Raw genomic sequence first — 18153 nt, forward strand, 5'->3', positions numbered from 1 at the left:
GTCAGTCGGCCGCCGGCACGTCCACGCAGGGGCCGGCCGCCCACCACTTCTCCACCAACTCCAGCGTCTCGTCGCCGAACGGGTTGACCCCCGGCCCGGCCCCCAGCGCGTGCCCGAGGTGCACGTGCAGGCACTTCACCCGGCCGGGCATGCCGCCGGCGGAGATGCCGGCGATCTCCGGGACGTCGCCGATCGCCTCCCGGCGGGCCAGGTAGTCCTCGTGCGCGGCGCGGTAGTGCGCGGCCAGCTCCGGGTCGGTGGCCAGCCGGTCGGCCATCTCCTTCATCAGCCCGGCCGACTCCAGCCGGCTGCACGCCGCCGTGGCGCGGGGACAGGTCAGGTAGAACAGCGTCGGGAAGGGCGTGCCGTCGGCCAGGCGCGGCGTCGTCTCCACCACGTCGGGCAGGCCGCAGGGGCAGCGGTGGGCGACCGCCCGGGTGCCCCGGGGCGGGCGGCCGAGCTGCGCGGCCACCGCGGCCAGGTCGGCCTCCGTGGCCGGCTCGCGCTTCGGCGGGGGTACGGAGTCCGCCGCCGGCTCCTGCGGTGGTACGACTGTCACGGTGCCCATCTCTCGTTCGGTGCTCGGGTGCTGCTCACTTGTCGGGCTGGTCGCCGTTGGCGGCCCGCACGCTGGACCAGAGGGTGTCATACCAGGGGTCGGGCGTGGCGGGCTTCGCCGGCTGGGCGGGCCCGCCGGCGTCCCGCGCGGCGCCCTCGGGGTCGGAGAGCACGACCAGCAGCGTCTCGTCGGGGCGGACCATGAAGAACCGCTCCCGGGCCTTCGTCTCGATGTACGCCTTGTCCTGCCACTTGGCCGCCTCGGCGGAGAGGCCCTCGATCACCTCGCGCTGGGCCGCCTGGGCGGCCTCCATCCGCTCGATGTCGGCCTGCTGGTCGAGGTAGACCCGCACCGGGTAGGTGTAGGCCAGGGCGAGCGCGATCAGCACCGCGAACAGCACGGTGGCCCGCCCGGTGAGGCCCCGGGAGTGGGGTGCGGTGAGCCGCTTGACCGTGCCGCCGGCCGCCGTACGACGGGCCCCGGCGGGCCGGTTCGCGGAGCGTACGCCCTCGGCGCCCCGGGCCGTCCCCGGTGCGCGACCGGCGGTGGCACGCGGCTCGGCGCGGACGCCGCCGTCGCGGACCGAGGCCCGGGCGCCCCGGGCCCCGCCCGGCCGGCCGGAGTGACCCGGCCGGCGGGCGGGACGCTGACCACCCGGTGTGCGGCGCTGCTGCATCGTCACACCCCTCCCCCGAGGCTTCGCGGTCTCAGGCCGAACGGTAGCGCGGGAACGCGCCCGCCCCGGCGTACCGCGCCGCGTCGGCCAGCTCCTCCTCGATCCGCAGGAGCTGGTTGTACTTCGCGACCCGGTCCGAGCGGGCCGGGGCACCGGTCTTGATCTGGCCGCAGCCGGTGGCCACCGCCAGGTCGGCGATGGTGGTGTCCTCGGTCTCGCCGGAGCGGTGGCTCATCATGCACTTGAAGCCGGCCCGGTGGGCGAGGTCCACCGCGTCCAGGGTCTCGGTCAGCGAACCGATCTGGTTGACCTTGACCAGGACCGCGTTGGCGGCGTTCTCGGCGATGCCGCGGGCGATCCGCTGCGGGTTGGTGACGAACAGGTCGTCGCCCACGATCTGGATGCGGTCGCCGACGGAGGCGGTGAGGGTCTGCCACCCGGTCCAGTCGTCCTCGGACAGCGGGTCCTCGATCGACACGATCGGGTAGTCGCCGATGAGCTTGGTGTAGTAGTTGCTCATCTCCTCGGCGGTCTTCGCGGCGCCCTCAAAGGTGTAGGTGCCGTTGTCGAAGAACTCGGTGGCGGCCACGTCGAGCGCGAAGACGATGTCGGTGCCGAGCCGGTAGCCGGCCTTCTCGACCGCCTCGGCGATCAGGTCCAGCGCGGCGGAGTTGGTGGGCAGGTTCGGCGCGAAGCCGCCCTCGTCGCCGAGGCCGGTGGACAGGTCCTTCTTCTTCAGCACCGACTTCAGCGCGTGGTAGACCTCCGCGCCGGAGCGCAGCGCCTCGCGGAAGCTGGGCGCGCCGATCGGCGCGATCATGAACTCCTGGATGTCGACGTTGGAGTCCGCGTGCGCGCCGCCGTTGAGGATGTTCATCATCGGCACCGGCAGCAGGTGCGCGTTCGGGCCGCCCAGGTAGCGGAAGAGGCTCAGCTCCGCGCTGCCGGCCGCCGCCTTGGCCACGGCCAGGGAGACGCCGAGGATGGCGTTCGCGCCCAGCTCGGACTTGCTGTCGGTGCCGTCGATGTCGAGCATCTTCTGGTCGATCAGCCGCTGCTCGCTGGCCTCGTAGCCGATGAGCTCGTCGACGATCTTGTCCTCGATGTTCGAGACCGCCTTCTCGACACCCTTGCCCTGGTAGCGGTCGGCGTCACCGTCGCGCAGCTCGATCGCTTCAAAGGCGCCGGTGGAGGCGCCGGAGGGCACCGCCGCGCGGGCGATCGTGCCGTCGTCGAGCCCGACCTCGACCTCGACGGTCGGGTTGCCCCGCGAGTCCAGAATCTCCCGCGCGACGATTCCCTCGATGGTTGCCACTGAGTCGCTCCTCGTTTGTGTGGTTCCGGTCCGGTTCGGGCCGCGACGGTGCGGCTGAGGCAGGTGTTGAACGCAGCGTATCGGGCGGCCGTCGGACGCGGGCGGTCCGGGCGCACGGGGACCGGATCCGGAACCTGCCCTCCGCCGGCGCTTTACGCAGACATTCCCGAATTCTCGGGCCTCAACCGGCAACGGGTTTGCGCGCGGTTGACCCGATCGGCCACGCTGTTCGCCATGCCCGCCGCCTCGACCACTCTCCGCATGCTCGCCGTGTCGGTCATCGCGTCGCTCACGGTGACCGGCTGTCAGACCCTGGACGACGCCGGCCGGGCGATCGGGCGGGCCGACCTGGTCAACGACATGGCCGCCCGGCTGGACGGGGCGCTGGAGCTGACGTACTCGGCCGACTACCAACTTCCCGGCGGGCAGACCGCCACCATCGTCCAGGCCCAGGAGCCGGCCCGCTCCGCCTACACCTGGCCGGGCGGCAAGCTCACCGTCACCCCGGAGGCGACCGCCCGCTGCGAGACCGCCGCCGGCCGGGCCACCTGCACCCTGGAGGCCCCGCCCGCGCCCAACGCGAAGCCCTCGGTGGCCCTGTTCACCGAGGCCAAGCAGCAGGGCCTGGTCACGCCGCCGATCGTGGTGGGGCTGCTGACCGCCGCCGCGCTCGATCCGGACGCGGTGATCACGCAGAGCGACACCACCCTCGCCGGTCGCCACGCCACCTGCGTCGACGTGGAGCGGTCGAGCGGCGACTTCATCGCCTGCGTGACCACCGAGGGGGCGCTGGGCAGCTTCACCGGCCAGGTCGACGGCAAGCCGGTCGAGCTGGCCCTGCACCACTACCGCGAGACGGTCGACGCCACCGCGTTCGCCCTGCCGTCCGGCGCCGGCGTGGTGGACCGCCGGTCGACCACCTCGTGACCGGCCCGGCCGGCCCGGGCGCCGCCGCCCCGAACCCGGCCGGCACGGCCGCCACCCCGTCCGGTGCGGCCGGTGGGCACGCGGCGTCGGGTCGCGGACGACCGGGCGGGTTCGTCCCCGGGGCCGACCGCTCCGTCGCGCCCGCGCCGACCGACCTGGCCCTGCCGGTGGCCGGGCGCAAGCTGCTGACCGGCGCAGACGGCACCGTCCTGCGGATCGCCGACCTGCCGGCCGACACCGCGTGGGTGCCGCTGGGCACCCTGGACGGCGTTCCCGCCTGGGCGGCCGAGCCGACCGGGCAGGAGGAGCTGACCGGCCGCTGGCGCGGCTGGGCGTCACTCACCGCCGAGGCGCCCGAGCCGCTCGCCACGCTGGCCGGCCGGGCGCTGACGGTGGTCGACTGGCGGCGTACGCACCGGTGGTGCGGGGCCTGCCGGGCCGAACTGGCCGACGTGCCCGGGGAGTCGGCCCGGCGCTGCCCCGACTGTGACCTGTACGTGCCGATGCGGTTCTCCGCCGCCGTGCTGGTGGCGGTCACCCGCCCCGGCCCGGTGGATCGCCCCGACGAGCTGCTGCTGGTGCGGCACTCGTCCGGGCCGACCGGGCTGTGGGCGCTCGTGGCCGGATTCGTCGAGGCCGGCGAGACGCTGGAGGCGGCCGCCCATCGCGAGGTCGGCGAGGAGGTCGGGCTGGAGCTGGCCGAGCCGGCCTACTTCGGCAGCCAGCCGTGGGCGCTGTCCGGCCCGAGCGTGCTGCTCGCCGGCTTCACCGCCACCGCCGCCGACCCCACCGCCGAGCCGGTGGTGGACGGGCGGGAGCTGACCCAGGCGCGCTGGTTCCCGCTCGACCGGCTGCCGGCGGAGCTGCCGCCCGCGTACTCCATCTCGCGGTGGCTGATCGACGCGACGGCGACCGCCGCGCGGCGCTGAACCCGCGCGGCGGCCGGCCGCGCTCACACGCCGAGCAGGGTGCGCAGGTGGCGCGGGGGCGGGCAGTCGTGGGCGAGCATCGCGTCGTGCCAGTCGCGCACCGACACCCCGGCGGGCCGGGCGGCGGCGATCTCGGCCACCTCGCTGTAGCCGACGAAGTACGTCGAGAGCTGCGTCGAGGTGAGCAGCGCGCGCCGCCACTTGCCGGCCGCCTCGCCCTCCTCCTGGAAGCCCCGCCCCGTCATCAGCGCCATCGCCTCCGCCTCCGGCAGGTCCTCGCAGTGCACGAGCTGGTCCAGCAGCGCGTTGATGGTCATCCGGAGCTGCATCTTGAGCTGCTGCAACCGCACCGGCAGGCCACCGAAGCCGAGGCCGGCCATCAGCTCCTCCGTGTAGACCGCCCAGCCCTCGATGAACGGCCCCGACTCGGTCAGTGCCCGGACCCGGGTGGGCCCGACGTGCCGGCGGGCGTGGGCGAGCTGGAGGAAGTGCCCCGGCATCGCCTCGTGCACGGTCAGGTTGCGGATCATGTGGTCGTTGTACTCCCGGTAGAACGACTCGACCCGGTGCGCGGGCCAGTCCGCCGGGGTGGGCGCGATGCAGTAGAAGGTCGGCACGGCCGCCGTCTCCAGCGGGCCGGGCGAGTCGCAGTAGGCGACCGCGACGCCCCGGGCGAACTCGGGCATCTCCTGGATCACGCAGGGGTCGTCGACGAGGGTGACCAGGTCGTGGGCGCGGACGAAGTCGGTCGCCTCGTCCAGGGTGACCGAGGCGAGCGCCACGATGGTGTGGTCGTCGGGGTGCTCGGCGGCCAGCATGTCCAGCGCGCGGCGCACGGTCTCGTCGTCGGCCGGGCCGCCGACCAGCTCGACGGCCGCCGCGCGGATCTCCTCGGTGACCCGGTCCAGGTTGGCCCAGGCCCGGCGCTGGATCTCGGCGGCGCCCAGCTCGGTGTCGAGGGTGTGCCAGAGCCGCGCCTCCCAGCGGCGGCGGCCCAGGCGCGGGTCACGCCCGGGGCCGGCGTCGGCCGCCAGGCCCGTGCGCAGCCACGCGACGAACTCCTCGAGCGCGGCGATCGCCGCGATGGCGGCCGGCTCGACCCGGTCGTGCAGCGCGGGCGCCTGCGCGAGCAGCGCCGGCACCTCGTCGCGGATCAGCGCCGCCGTGCCGGTGAACTGCCCGACCGCCGTCTCGGCGTGGATGCGCGGCATGTCGCGCAGCGTGGCGCGGGCGGTCGCCAGCGCGTCCGGCACCGCCGCGAGCCGGCCGGCCAGGCTGGTCAGCCGCTCCTCGACCGGGGCGTACGGGCGGGCGGCCAGCGCGTGCAGCAGCGGCCCCGGATTGTGTACCAGCGGGTCCCACTCGTGCGCGCGGATCTCGGTCCACTCGAACAGCGCCTGGTCCACGAACGAGGTGAGCAGGGCGTGGTCGACCCGCTCCTCGACGCCCAGCGCGTCCGGGTCGAGTTCGGAGAGCGCGTCGGCGGCCTCCCTCAGCATCGCCTGGTCGGCCACGGCGGCGGTCGCGGACAGGTCCGGCAGCCGGTCGTCGTACCGGTGGTCCCCGGTGGAGGTCGCGAGCCCCGGCCGGCTCTCCAGCAACGCGTCGACGATCCGCTCGGCGAGCGGCACAAAGGATTCCACCCGCCGACCCTACCGGCCGGCCCCGGCTTCCCCCGCCCCTCGCGTCGGGTCGGCCCGGCCGTCCCCGGGTCGATCATGGTGGGCCGGACCACCCCGCAAATTCATGATCGACTCGGTCTGGCGGCGGGGGTCAGGGGCGTTCGGCGGCGCGGATCGCGTCCGCGTAGGCGAGGGCGGCTCGGCGCAGGGCCGCCTCCGCGTCCAGGCCGGCCTCGCGGGCCGCTGCCACCGTGGCGAGCAGGCCCGCGCCGAGCCGCGCCTCCGGGTCCACCTGGGACTCCGCCAGCGGGGGCGGCACGGCGAGCCCGACCCGGCCGGCGCGGTCGAGGATCTTGGCGGCCAGGGCGAGCGCGGGCTGGCTCAGCGCGATGCCGTCCAGCACCGATTCCCGCGCCTTCTCGGCCCGCTTGATCCGCTCCCAACTCGCCTCGATCTCCTCCAGCGTGCCCGCCTCGCCCTCCGCGAAGACGTGCGGGTTGCGCCGGACCATCTTGTCGACCAGGCCCCCGGCCACGTCGTCGACGGTCCACCGCCGCCCCTCGGGCAACTCCTCGGCGAGCCGGGCGTGCAGCACCACCTGGAGCAGCACGTCGCCCAACTCCTCGCGCAGCGCGTCGGTGTCCTCGGCGCTGATCGCGTCGTACGCCTCGTAGCACTCCTCCAGCAGGAAGCCCGCGAGGCTGCGGTGGGTCTGCGCCCGCTTCCACGGGTCGCCGCCCGGCGAGGCCAGCCGGTCCATCACCGCCACCGCGTCGAGCAGCCGGGCACCCGGCGGGTCCCACGAGCCGTACATCAGCTCCAGCTCGGCCAGCCCCGGCTCGCGGGCCAGCCGCAGGCCAAGCTCCCGGGCCAGCGACTCGTCGCCGGCCGGGCCGGCCAGCCACACCACGGTGCCGTGCGCCGCCGCCGCGTCCAGCAGCGCCTGCGTCGCCGGACCGTCGACGACGGTCACCTCGGCGCCCGCCGCGCGGACCGCCGTGGTCAGCTCGCTCTCCGCCCCCACCAGCACCGGATGCCGGCGTACGACGTCCCAGGCGGCCGCGGTCAGCAGCCCGGCCGGCAGCCGGGGCGAGGTGACGAGCAGGACGATCCGCGCCGGCATGCTCAGCTGTCGGCCGGGCCGCTCGACGGGACCGGTTCCGGAGTCGAGACATCGGTGACCGGGCCGTCCTCGTCGATGTACGGGAGCGAGTAGGCGATCAGGGCCTGGCCGTTGCCGACCAGCGACGGCACGCCCAGCGGCCGGAACCGCGGGTTGACCGAGAGGTCGGCGCGCTCGGCCTCCTCCTGCAGGGCCGCGCTGACCGCGGCGCCACTGCGGACGAACCCACCGTCACCGAAGAGCTGCCGGACCTGGGCGACCCCCAGGCCGGAGTCGATCTGGCCGGTCTTCTCCAGCGCCCGGTAGACGGCCATCACCGAGTCGTCGCTCAGCTCGCCCGGCGGTAGCTGCTCCCCGAGCGCCTGGGAGATGTCGATCCACTCGCCCCACAGCTTCGCGTACTCGGCGCCGGCCGGCATCCGCAGCGGCTGCTGGAGATCCTCGGGGCTGACCTGGTCGCGCACGCTGATGTTCTTCGCGGCCACGACCCGCTTGCCCAGGTCGATGCTGACCAGCAGGTTGACGACGTCCTGCCGGGTCACCGGCGAACGCAGCTGGTCCGGCGACGGGGTGGCGCCGGCCCGGCTGGCCTCCGCGCGGACCGCGTCGCCGAACATCCGCTGGGCGTCGGCGTAGATCTCGTCCACCCGGCTCATCGAGTAGGTGGTGTCACCGACGTACGCGGCGACGTCCGGCGCGGACCTACCGCAGGCGGCGAGGGAGACGAGACCGAGGGCCGCGACGCTGGCGGCGGCGATCAGACGGCGAGCACGCATGTTCGCCACTCTCTCATGCCGAACCGGCGCCTGTGACGCCCCCCACCCTGCTCACGACCCGGCCCGGACCACCGCCCGTAATCATGAGGTTGTCGCCCTCCACATCGGCGGTGTCGAGGCGACAACCTCATGATCGACGAGCGGGGTCAGCGGGCCGGCGTGGCCACGAGCGCCGGCTCGCCCAGCACGTCGGAGAGGAGCTGGGCGCACCACTCCAGGAGGGCCTGGTCGCGCAGCGGCTCGCCGCCGATCCGCCGGGTGCTCGGCCGGGGCACGCTGACCTGGTCGAGCGCCGACTTGTAGACCGAGTCCGGGTGGTAGCGCTTGAGCCGCAGCTGCTTCGAGTCGGGCAGCGGCAGCGGACCGAACCGGATGTGCTTGCCCTGCATGGAGACGTCGGTGAGGCCGTAGCGGCGGGCCAGCAGCCGGAACCGCGCCACCGCGACCAGGTTCTGCACCGGGGCGGGCGGCTCGCCGTACCGGTCGGTCATCTCGGCGACCACCTCGCGCAGCCGCTCCTCGTCGCGCGCCTCGGCGAGCTTGCGGTACATCTCCAGGCGCAGCCGCTCCACGCCGACGTAGTCGTGCGGCAGGTGCGCGTCGACCGGCAGGTCGACCTTGACCTCGGTCTCCTCCTCCGGGCGCTCCCCCTTGAACGCCTGCACCGCCTCGCCGACCATCCGCACGTACAGGTCGAAGCCGACGCCCTCGATGTGCCCGGACTGCTCGCCGCCGAGCAGGTTGCCGGCGCCCCGGATCTCCAGGTCCTTCATCGCCACGTACATGCCGGCGCCCAGCTCGGTGTGCTGGGCGATGGTGGCCAGCCGCTCGTGGGCGTGCTCGGTCAGCGGCTTCTCCGGCGGGTAGAGGAAGTACGCGTACGCCCGCTCCCGGCCCCGGCCGACCCGGCCGCGGATCTGGTGCAGCTGGGCCAGGCCGAGCAGGTCGGCGCGCTCCACGATCAGGGTGTTGGCGTTCGGGATGTCGATGCCGGACTCCACGATCGTGGTGCAGACCAGGACGTCGAACTCCTTCTCCCAGAAGCCGACCATCACCTTCTCGAGCGCCTCCTCGCTCATCTGGCCGTGCGCCACCGCCACCCGGGCCTCGGGCACCAGCTCGCGGAGCTTCCGGGCCGCCTTCTCGATCGACTCGACCCGGTTGTGCAGGTAGAAGACCTGCCCGTCGCGGAGCAGCTCGCGGTGGATGGAGGCGGCCACCTGCCGCTCGTCGTACGCCCCGACGAAGGTCAGCACCGGGTGCCGCTCCTCGGGCGGGGTGGCGATGGTGGACATCTCCCGGATGCCGGTGATCGCCATCTCCAGGGTGCGCGGGATCGGGGTGGCCGACATGCTCAGCACGTCGACCGAGGCGCGCATCGTCTTCAGGTGCTCCTTGTGCTCGACGCCGAAGCGCTGCTCCTCGTCGACGATGACCAGGCCGAGCGACTTGAACCGGGTGGCCGCCTGGAGCAGCCGGTGGGTGCCGATGACGATGTCGGCGGTGCCCTCGGCGGCCATCGCCAGGGCCTGCTCGGCCTCCTTGGGCGTCTGGAAGCGGGAGAGCTGCCTGATCGTCACCGGGAACTGGCTCATCCGCTCGGCGAAGGTGTTGTAGTGCTGCTGCACCAGCAGCGTGGTGGGCACGAGCACCGCCACCTGCTTGCCGTCCTGCACCGCCTTGAACGCCGCCCGGACGGCGATCTCCGTCTTGCCGTAGCCGACGTCGCCGCAGATCAGCCGGTCCATCGGGACGGTCTGCTCCATGTCCCGCTTGACCTCTTCGATCGCCGCGAGCTGGTCCGGCGTCTCCTGCCACGGGAAGGCGTCCTCCAGCTCCCGCTGCCACGGCGTGTCGGGGCCGAAGTTGTGCCCCTTGGACGCCTTGCGGGCGGCGTAGAGCTGGATGAGCTGCGCGGCGATCTCCTTGACCGCCTTGCGGGCCCGGGCCTTGGACTTCTGCCAGTCCGAGCCGCCCATCTTGTGCAGGGCGGGCTGCTCGCCGCCCACGTAGCGGGAGAGCTGGTCGAGCTGGTCGGTGGGGACGAAGAGCCGGTCGCCGGGCTGGCCGCGCTTGCTCGGGGCGTACTCGATGACCAGGTATTCCCGGGACGCGCCGTTGACGGTGCGCTGCACCAGCTCGACGTAGCGGCCGATGCCGTGCTGCTCGTGCACGACGTGGTCGCCGGCCTTCAGCTCCAGCGGGTCGATGGTATTGCGCCGCCGGCTCGGCATCCTGCGCATGTCCCGCGTGGAGGTGCCCCGCCCGCCGGTGACGTCGTTGCCGGTGAGCAGCACGAACCGGGACGCCTCGTCGACGAAGCCGCTGGCGAGGTTGCCGCAGCTGACCACCAGCTCGCCGGGGGCGGGGGCGGCCGGGATCTCCTCGGTCAGCCGCGCGCCGAGGCCGGCGTCGCGGAGCACCTCGACCGCCCGCTGGGCGGGGCCGTGCCCCTCGAAGACCAGCGCGATCGACCAGCCCTCGCCGGCCCAGCGCTTCAGGTCGTCGACGACCCGGGCGGTCTCGCCGTGGTAGAGCGGGGCCGGCTGCGCGGCCAGGGTCACCGCGATCGCGTCGTCGGGGGTGACGTCCACCTCGCCCGGCTCGTCCTCCCAGGGCTCCCGCGCCGGGGCGCCCTCCGCCTCGGCCAGGCCGAACGGCGACAACGTCCACCAGGGCCGGCGCAGCCGCGCGGCGGCGGCGCGGACGTCCGCCAGGGTCCGGAAGGCGGCGGCGCCGAGGTCCACCGGGGCCTGCCCGCCGACGGCGGCCGCCGCCCAGCTCGCCTGGAGGAACTCCTCGGAGGTACGCACCAGGTCGTGCGCCCGGGTGCGGATCCGCTCCGGGTCGCACAGCAGCACGTGGGTGCCGGCCGGCATGCAGTCCAGCAGCAGCTCCATCGAGTCGGCGCCGATCAGCGCCGGGGCGAGGGACTCCATCCCCTCGACGGGGATGCCCTCGGCCAGCTTGTCGAGGATCTCGGCCAGCTCCGGGTGCTCCTCGGCCAGCGCCGCGGCCCGCTTCCGCACCGACGGCGTGAGCAGCAGTTCCCGGCAGGGCGGCGCCCAGAGCTGCGGCACCTGCTCGATGGTCCGCTGGTCGGCGACGGCGAAGGTGCGGATCTCCTCCACCTCGTCGCCCCAGAACTCGACCCGGGACGGGTGCTCGTCGGTGGGCGGGAAGATGTCGAGGATGCCACCGCGTACGGCGAACTCGCCGCGCTTGGTGACCAGGTCGACCCGCGCGTACGCCATGTCGGTCAGCCGGCGGGCGACCTCCTCCAGGTCGGCCTCCTGGCCGGCGGCGAGCTGCACGGGTTCCAGGTCGCCGAGCCCCTTGAGCTGCGGCTGGAGCAGCGACCGGACGGGTGCCACGACCACCCGCAGCGGGCCGGTGCGGCCGTGCGCGTCGGCCGACCCCGGGTGCGCGAGCCGGCGCAGCACGGCCAGCCGCCGGCCGACCGTGTCGGAGCGGGGCGACAGGCGCTCGTGCGGCAGCGTCTCCCAGGACGGGAAGACCGCGACCTGATCGGGCGGGAGCAGGGCGCCCAACGCCGAGGCCAGGTCGTCGGCCTCCCGCGTGGTCGCCGTCACGGCGAGCACGGGCCGGCCCGCGCCGCCGCCTCGGGCGCCGCCGCCGGCCCCGTCGCCGACCGGGTCCGCCGCGACCGCGGCGACCGCGAACGGGCGCAGCGCGGGCGGCGCGGTGATGTCGAGGCCGTCGACCTGCGCGGCACCGGAGCGCGCCAGGTCACGTGCCCGGGCCAGCCCGGGGTCGGCCAGGGCGGCGGAGAACAGACCGGTGAGCATGTCAATCACTTCCCGTGGGATCGCCGGCTCGGCACGCGGCAGCGCCGCAGCACGACAGAAGCCCCGCGTCCGTCAGGACGGGGGGTGCACGCCCGCCAGCCTATCTCGCGGCGGGGACAATCTCGCCCAGAGCCGACGGCGACGCGAGGCGCGGAACCCGGATACCGCCCGGGCCGGCCCCGGGCGGGACCGGATCTTGACCGGGGCGACGCCGGCGTGGTCGGCTTCGATCATGAGTGGGCAGTGGCGGGCACAGTTCGACGCGGAGGTCACCTTCGCCAACGGCGGCGGGCTGCGGACCGACGGGTTCCGGCTCGACATCCCCGGCCGGGAGATCGGCGACGACGAGTTGGCGGCGCTGTTCGTCCGGCACCTCGGGCTGCTGATGGTGGCCGAGGTGCGGATCAGTGGGAAGACGATCATCGAGGAGCCGCACAAGGGCGGCCGGGGTGTGGTCGGAGAGGCCAGCGGCGGTGGCCGGCGGCTGGTCGAGCTGAGTCACGTCATCACCGACGGGATGGTCACCCTGCCCGGCTGGCCGGCGCCGCGGATCGGCGACTGGCTGACGCTCGAGGCGTCCCGGGCGAACTACGCGCCGGGCACGGAGTTCCAGGTGGCCCGCATCGACATGATCGCGAACACCGGCACGTACCTGGACACTCCCGCGCACCGCTACGCCGAGGGCGCGGACCTCGCCGGCACGCCGCTGGACCGCCTCGCCGACCTGCCCGGGATCGTGGTCCGGGTGCCGGCCGGCACCCGCGCGATCGACCGGCTGCTGCTGGCCCCGTACGACGTCGCCGGGCGGGCGGTGCTGCTGCACACCGGCTGGGACGCGCACTTCGGCACCGACCGGTACGGCGCGCCGGAGGCGCCCCACCTCACCGGGGACGGCGCCCGGAGCCTGGTCGAGGCGGGCGCCGCCCTGGTCGGCATCGACTCGATCAACATCGACGACATGAGCCCGGCCGCCGCCGGCGAGCGCCCGGCGCACAGCACGCTGCTGGCCGCCGGCGTCCCGATCGTGGAGCACCTGACCGGCCTCGACGCGCTGCCTCCGGAGGGTTTCCGGTTCACGGCGGCCCCGCCGCGGGTGGCCGGCATGGGCACCTTCCCGGTCCGCGCCTTCGCCGTACTCGACGCCTGACCTCGACCCGGCCCGCGCGGGCGGGCGGCCTCGCTCCGGAGTGCGGCCCAGTCCGTCCCGCCCACAGCTCCACCTCGGTGTTCCGCAGGTCGGCGACGTTCAGCAGGTGACCGACGGCGTGCAGCGCCCGGTCCACGTCCGGCGTACGCAGGATCGGGTACGCCCGCGAGTCGCTCATCAGTAGCGCACCGAGATCCGGCGCTGGACCGCGTCCACCCGGATCTCGCCGCCGTACGGGACGATCAGCTGCGGGTCGGTGTGGCCGAGGTCGACGTCGAACACCACCACGGCGTCCGGGTGGTAGGCGGCGAGCGCCCGGGTGACCGCGTCCCGCTGGGCGTCGGCCCACTCCCGCCGCTGGGGCACGGAGTGCGGCCGCTCGAAGTCCCACGCCTTCGCCCGGCCGACGAGCACCGCCGGGAACGCGGCGAGCAGGCTCCGCTCCCCCATGTTGCGCAGGATCCGGAACACCTCGGCGGCCGAGGGCATCTCCTCCGACGTCTCGACGATCAGCACCGACCCGGCCAGCTCCCCGGCCGACGGGACCCGGTCGGCGGCCATCAGCCAGTGCAGGATCTCCAGGTTGCCGCCCCAGGTGCGCCCCTCGACCACGGTCGTCGGCCCCTGCCAGCGCCAGCCCTCCCCCGGCAGCATCTCCGGCTCGTGGGCCAGCGTCGCCGGGTCCTGCCAGTCGTTCGGCCGGTCGCCCCACTCCGGCGCGGGCGTCAGGTCGTACCAGCCGGAGGTGAAGAGGGCGGCGCGCAGCGAGTCGAACGTCAGCGGGTGCGGCCTGCCGGGGCGGCCGAGGTGCACCAGCACCGACCCGCCGTGGTACGCCACGATCCCCAGCCGGTGCAGGTGGTTGAGCACGTTCGTGTTGTCGGAGTACCCGAAGTACGGCTTCGGGTTGGCCCGCAGCACGGCGTCGTCCAGGTGCGGGGTGACCGTGATCAGGTCGTCCCCGCCGATCGTGGCGAGCACCGCGGTGACCGTCGGATCGGCGAAGGCGGCGGTCAGGTCCCGCGCCCGGTCGCGTGGGTCGGCGCCCATCACCCGGGTCGTCGGGTACTCCACCGGCTCCAGGCCGAACTCCTCGCGCAGCCGGCGCAGCCCCAGCTCGTACACGTGGGGGAAGATCGCGGGCAGGCCGGCGGAGGGCGAGACGACCGCGACCCGGTCGCCGGGGCGGGGCTTCGGGGGATAGTTCGGCGACGTCATGATCGGACGCTATCGGGTCAGTCGAACGGTTTCCGCCCGGATAACCACGACGAAAGCCCCGAAAGCCGCCCTAGGCTGGCGGCGTGGACGAGGAGGCGCGCAACCGGCTGCGGACCGTGGGGCTGCTGCTCGGCACCCTCGCGCTCGCCACCGCGTTCATCGCCGCCTACGTCGGCGCGCTGCACCAGCCGACCCCGCGCGACGTGCCCGTCGGGGTGGTGCGCGGCGACCAGAAGGCGCAGGCCCTCCTCGACGCCGTGCGCAACCAGACCGACAAGATCAAACCCGTCGAGTACGACGACGCGGACGCCGCCGACGACGGCCTGACCACCCGCGAGGTGTACGGCGTGCTCGCCGCCACGGCCGAGGGCGGGCTGACCCTGACCACCGCCAGCGCCGCCGCGCCCGCCGCGGCCGACGTCGTCGTGCAGGTGCTCTCCACCGCCGCGCGGCAGGCCGAACTCCCGCTACGGGTGACCGACGAGGTGCCGGTGGCCGGGACCGACCCCCGCGGGCTGGTCCCGTTCTACCTGGCCGTCGGGTACGTCCTCGGCGGCTACCTCGCCTCCACCGTCCTCGGCCTCGGCAACGGCACCGCGCCGCGCGGACCGCGCCGCGCCGGGCTGCGGATCGCCGCGCTGGCGGCGTACAGCCTGGTGCTCGGGGCCCTCGGCGCGGTCGTGGTCGGTCCGGTCCTCGACGTCTGGGACCACGACCTGGTGGGCGTCGCCGCCACCGGGGCGCTGGCGGTGTTCGCGGCGGCGATGGTCGCCTCCGCCGTGCAGGGCTGGCTGGGGCTGCTCGGCACCGGGCTGGTGATCCTCCTGCTGGTGGTGCTCGGCAACCCGGGCTCCGGCGGCATCTACGCCCCCGAGTTCCTCCCCACCTGGCTGCGCGGAATGCACCGGTGGAACGTGCCGGGGCTGGCCACCGACCTGCTGAAGTCCGTCGTCTACTTCGACCGCCGGTCGACCGGCTGGGCCGTGACCGGGCTCGCCCTGTGGTGCGTCCTCGGCGCGGCCGGGCTGCTCACCGCCAGCATGGTCCGGGGCCGGCGGGCGGCGCCCCGCCACGCCGGGCGCCCCGCGTCCCCAACGGACTGAGGAATGGGACGAAACCGGGACCCCCTCCTGACGACGGGGTCGTCGTGGATACGATCCAGGGGATCGGACAGCGCTGTCCTTCGTACTCACGTAAGGAGCGCCCCGTGAGCGACCAGCACGACCACGACGGCCCCGACGCCGCGTTGCGAGCCGACATCCGCCGCCTCGGCACCCTGCTCGGGCAGACCCTCGCCCGCCAGGAGGGTCGGCCGCTGCTCGACCTGGTCGAGGAGATCCGCGCGCTGGTCCGCTCCGACGCCCCGAGCGCCGCCCGGCGTCTCGCCGGCCTCGACGTCACCACCGGCACCAAGCTGGCCCGCGCCTTCTCCACCTACTTCCACCTGGCCAACATCACCGAGCAGGTGCACCGGGCCCGGGACCTGCGCCGCCGCCGGGCCGTCCAGGGCGGCTGGCTGGACCAGGCGGCCAAGATGATCGCCGAGCGCGGGGTGCCGGCCGAGGAGATCGCCGCGGCGGCCCGCCGGCTGGCGGTACGCCCGGTCTTCACCGCCCACCCGACCGAGGCGGCCCGCCGGTCGATCCTGTCCAAGCTGCGCGCGATCGCCGACGAGCTGGACACCGAGACCGCCAACGCGATCCTCTACGGCGCCAGCGACGAGGGCCCGGCAAACCGCCGCCTCGCCGAGCTGCTCGACCTGATGTGGCAGACCGACGAGCTGCGGCTGGACCGGCCCGACCCGACCGACGAGGCCCGCAACGCCATCTACTACCTGCGAGACCTCTACGCCGAGGCGGCGCCGCAGGTGCTCGACGACCTCGCCGACACGCTGCGCGCCCTCGGCGTGGAGACCTCCCCGACCGCCCGGCCGCTGACCTTCGGCACCTGGATCGGCGGCGACCGCGACGGCAACCCGTTCGTCACCCCGACCGTGACCCGCGAGGTGCTGACCATCCAGCACGAGCACGGCATCGAGGCCACCGAGAAGGCGATGGACCACCTGATCAACGAGGTGTCGGTGTCCCGGCGGTTGCGCGGGGTGTCGCTGGACCTCTCCGCCAGCCTCGCCGCCGACCTGGACGCGCTGCCCGAGGTGGCGCCCCGGTTCCGCCGGGTCAACGCCGAGGAGCCCTACCGGCTCAAGGCCCGCTGCGTGAAGGCGAAGCTGGCCAACACCCGGCAGCGGCTGCGGCAGGGCACCGCGCACGCGCCCGGCCGGGACTACCGCGGCTCGGCCGAGCTGATCGCCGACCTGGAGCTGCTGCGCGCCTCGCTGGCCCGCAACTCCGGCCAGCTCACCGCCGTGGGCCGGCTCGCCTCCACCATCCGTACGGTCTCCGCGTTCGGGCTGCACCTGGCGACGATGGACGTGCGGGAGCACGCCGAGGCCCACCACGCGGTGCTGGCCCAGCTCTACGCGGCCGTCGGCGAGGTCTCCGACTACCCCTCGCTGAGCCGCCTCGAGCGGACGAAGCTGCTCGCCGACGAGTTGGCCGGCCGCCGCCCCCTGTCCACGCTGGACACGCCCCTGACCGAGGCGACGCGCAAGACGTTCGACGTCTTCGGCACCATCCGCGAGGCGCAGGACCGGTTCGGCGCGGAGGTCATCGAGTCGTACATCATCTCGATGACCCTCGGGGTGGACGACGTGCTCGCCGCGGTGGTGCTGGCCCGCGAGGCCGGCCTGGTCGACGTGCACAGCGGCCGGTCCCGGATCGGGTTCGTGCCGCTGCTGGAGACGCCGAGCGAGCTGAACTCGGGCGGCGAGCTGCTCGACGAGCTGCTGTCCCTGCCGGCCTACCGGGCGCTGGTCGCCGCGCGGGGCGACGTGCAGGAGGTGATGCTGGGCTACTCCGACTCGAACAAGGAGGCCGGCATCACCACCAGCCAGTGGTCGATCCACCGGGCCCAGCGCGCGCTGCGCGACGTGGCCGCCCGGCACGGCGTGCACCTGCGCCTCTTCCACGGCCGCGGCGGCACGGTCGGGCGCGGCGGCGGCCCGACGCACGAGGCGATCCTGGCCCAGCCGTACGGCACGCTGGACGGCGCGATCAAGGTGACCGAGCAGGGCGAGGTCATCTCCGACAAGTACTCGCTCCCGTCGCTGGCCCGGGAGAACCTGGAGCTGACCCTGGCCGCGGTGCTCCAGGCCACGCTGCTGCACACCGCGCCCCGGCAGCCCGCCGAGATGCTGGAACGCTGGGACGCGACGATGGAGCTGGTCTCCGACTCGGCCTTCCGGTCGTACCGGTCGCTGGTCGAGGACCCGGACCTGCCCGCGTACTTCTGGGCGTCCACGCCGACCGAGCTGCTCGGGGCGCTGAACATCGGCTCCCGTCCGGCGAAGCGACCCAACACCGGGGCCGGGCTCGGCGGCCTGCGCGCCATCCCGTGGGTGTTCGGCTGGACCCAGACCCGGCAGATCGTGCCCGGCTGGTTCGGGGTCGGCTCCGGGCTGGCCGCGGCGCGGGCGGCGGGGCTGGAAGACGTGCTGGCCGAGATGCACCGCAACTGGCACTTCTTCCGCACGTTCCTGTCCAACGTGGAGATGATGCTCACCAAGACCGACCTGAGCATCGCCCGCCGGTACGTCGAGACGCTGGTGCCGAAGAAGCTGCACCCGATCTTCCACAAGATCGAGCAGGAGTACGAGCTGACCAAGCAGGAGGTGCTGGCGGTGACCTCCTCGCCCGCCCTGCTGGAGAGCTCCCCGGTGCTCCAGCGCACCCTGGCCGTCCGCGACACCTACCTGGAGCCGCTGCACCACCTCCAGGTCGCCCTGCTGCGCCAGTACCGGGAGTCCGGGGCGGCGGGCCGGGCGGTGGCGACCGCGCCGGGCGGCCGGCGGGCCCCGAGCGACGGCACGGCGCTGGAGCGTGCCCTGCTCACCACGGTCAACGGCATCGCCGCCGGCATGCGCAACACCGGCTGAGGTGTCAGGAAGGGCCCCTTGTCACCGGTCTCCGGATGGCAGGGGCCCTTCCTGACAC

At 74.2% G+C, this 18153-nt stretch carries 13 protein-coding genes; 5 read left to right on the forward strand and 8 right to left on the reverse strand.

The window, feature by feature from the left end; translation table 11 throughout:
• Position 1 precedes the first annotated feature (1 nt).
• From ABT006_RS05900 to eno, 3 genes are read right to left on the reverse strand one after another with little or no spacing between them, the layout of a single operon-like run.
• Entirely contained in the window at positions 2-559 is a 558-nt protein-coding gene (locus ABT006_RS05900; protein WP_350703369.1) for a DUF501 domain-containing protein, read from the reverse strand.
• 34 nt (positions 560-593) lie between these two features.
• On the reverse strand, positions 594-1235 hold the full coding sequence (locus tag ABT006_RS05905; protein WP_350703371.1) for an FtsB family cell division protein: 642 nt from the start codon (positions 1233-1235) through the stop codon (positions 594-596).
• A 31-nt stretch (positions 1236-1266) separates the two neighbouring features.
• Complete coding sequence (gene eno, locus ABT006_RS05910) at positions 1267-2550, reverse strand: phosphopyruvate hydratase (protein ID WP_350703373.1); 1284 nt, start codon at positions 2548-2550, stop codon at positions 1267-1269.
• Between the two features lie 234 nt (positions 2551-2784).
• Between eno and ABT006_RS05915 the strand changes: the two genes are divergently transcribed.
• Together ABT006_RS05915 and ABT006_RS05920 are read left to right on the forward strand one after the other, a co-directional pair.
• On the forward strand, positions 2785-3477 hold the full coding sequence (locus ABT006_RS05915) for a hypothetical protein (RefSeq protein ID WP_350703375.1): 693 nt from the start codon (positions 2785-2787) through the stop codon (positions 3475-3477).
• Positions 3474-4406, forward strand: coding sequence for an NAD(+) diphosphatase (locus ABT006_RS05920; protein WP_350703377.1), 933 nt, complete (start codon positions 3474-3476; stop codon positions 4404-4406). The genes ABT006_RS05915 and ABT006_RS05920 overlap by 4 nt, the downstream gene beginning before the upstream one ends.
• Before the next feature lie 23 nt (positions 4407-4429).
• On the opposite strand, the gene ABT006_RS05925 is transcribed toward ABT006_RS05920, so the two are convergent.
• The 4 genes from ABT006_RS05925 to mfd form a co-directional block, all read right to left on the reverse strand.
• Entirely contained in the window at positions 4430-6049 is a 1620-nt protein-coding gene (locus ABT006_RS05925; RefSeq protein ID WP_350703378.1) for a DUF885 domain-containing protein, read from the reverse strand.
• Positions 6050-6179: 130 nt separating this feature from the next.
• A complete protein-coding gene (locus ABT006_RS05930; protein ID WP_350703380.1) occupies positions 6180-7151 on the reverse strand; it encodes a nucleoside triphosphate pyrophosphohydrolase in 972 nt (323 codons plus the stop codon).
• Positions 7152-7153: 2 nt separating this feature from the next.
• Positions 7154-7927, reverse strand: a complete 774-nt coding sequence (locus ABT006_RS05935) for a hypothetical protein (RefSeq protein WP_350703382.1) — start codon at positions 7925-7927, stop codon at positions 7154-7156.
• A 146-nt stretch (positions 7928-8073) separates the two neighbouring features.
• On the reverse strand, positions 8074-11736 hold the full coding sequence (gene mfd, locus ABT006_RS05940) for a transcription-repair coupling factor (protein ID WP_350703383.1): 3663 nt from the start codon (positions 11734-11736) through the stop codon (positions 8074-8076).
• A 232-nt stretch (positions 11737-11968) separates the two neighbouring features.
• On the opposite strand from mfd, the gene ABT006_RS05945 reads away from it, so the two are divergent.
• Positions 11969-12883, forward strand: a complete 915-nt coding sequence (locus tag ABT006_RS05945) for a cyclase family protein (RefSeq protein ID WP_350703385.1) — start codon at positions 11969-11971, stop codon at positions 12881-12883.
• A gap of 177 nt (positions 12884-13060) precedes the next feature.
• Here ABT006_RS05945 and ABT006_RS05950 read toward each other — a convergent pair whose 3' ends face one another.
• A complete protein-coding gene (locus ABT006_RS05950) occupies positions 13061-14101 on the reverse strand; it encodes a S66 family peptidase (RefSeq protein WP_350703387.1) in 1041 nt (346 codons plus the stop codon).
• Between the two features lie 83 nt (positions 14102-14184).
• Between ABT006_RS05950 and ABT006_RS05955 the strand changes: the two genes are divergently transcribed.
• Together ABT006_RS05955 and ppc are read left to right on the forward strand one after the other, a co-directional pair.
• Complete coding sequence (locus ABT006_RS05955) at positions 14185-15204, forward strand: hypothetical protein (RefSeq protein ID WP_350703389.1); 1020 nt, start codon at positions 14185-14187, stop codon at positions 15202-15204.
• A gap of 104 nt (positions 15205-15308) precedes the next feature.
• Positions 15309-18095, forward strand: coding sequence for a phosphoenolpyruvate carboxylase (gene ppc / locus ABT006_RS05960; RefSeq protein ID WP_350703390.1), 2787 nt, complete (start codon positions 15309-15311; stop codon positions 18093-18095).
• Positions 18096-18153: the final 58 nt, after the last annotated feature.

Origin of the sequence: Micromonospora sp. NPDC002717, assembly GCF_040295705.1 — a bacterium.
In the GTDB taxonomy this organism is placed as follows: Bacteria; Actinomycetota; Actinomycetes; order Mycobacteriales; family Micromonosporaceae; genus Micromonospora.

Bases quoted from the DNA above. Each gene is read 5' to 3' on its own strand.
- ABT006_RS05915 (WP_350703375.1), top strand. From the start codon at position 2,785: ATGCCCGCCGCCTCGACCACTCTCCGCATGCTCGCCGTGTCGGTCATC.
- ABT006_RS05930 (WP_350703380.1), bottom strand. From the start codon at position 7,151: ATGCCGGCGCGGATCGTCCTGCTCGTCACCTCGCCCCGGCTGCCGGCC.
- ABT006_RS05905 (WP_350703371.1), bottom strand. From the start codon at position 1,235: ATGCAGCAGCGCCGCACACCGGGTGGTCAGCGTCCCGCCCGCCGGCCG.
- ABT006_RS05935 (WP_350703382.1), bottom strand. From the start codon at position 7,927: ATGCGTGCTCGCCGTCTGATCGCCGCCGCCAGCGTCGCGGCCCTCGGT.
- ABT006_RS05950 (WP_350703387.1), bottom strand. From the start codon at position 14,101: ATGACGTCGCCGAACTATCCCCCGAAGCCCCGCCCCGGCGACCGGGTC.
- ABT006_RS05945 (WP_350703385.1), top strand. From the start codon at position 11,969: ATGAGTGGGCAGTGGCGGGCACAGTTCGACGCGGAGGTCACCTTCGCC.
- mfd (WP_350703383.1), bottom strand. From the start codon at position 11,736: ATGCTCACCGGTCTGTTCTCCGCCGCCCTGGCCGACCCCGGGCTGGCC.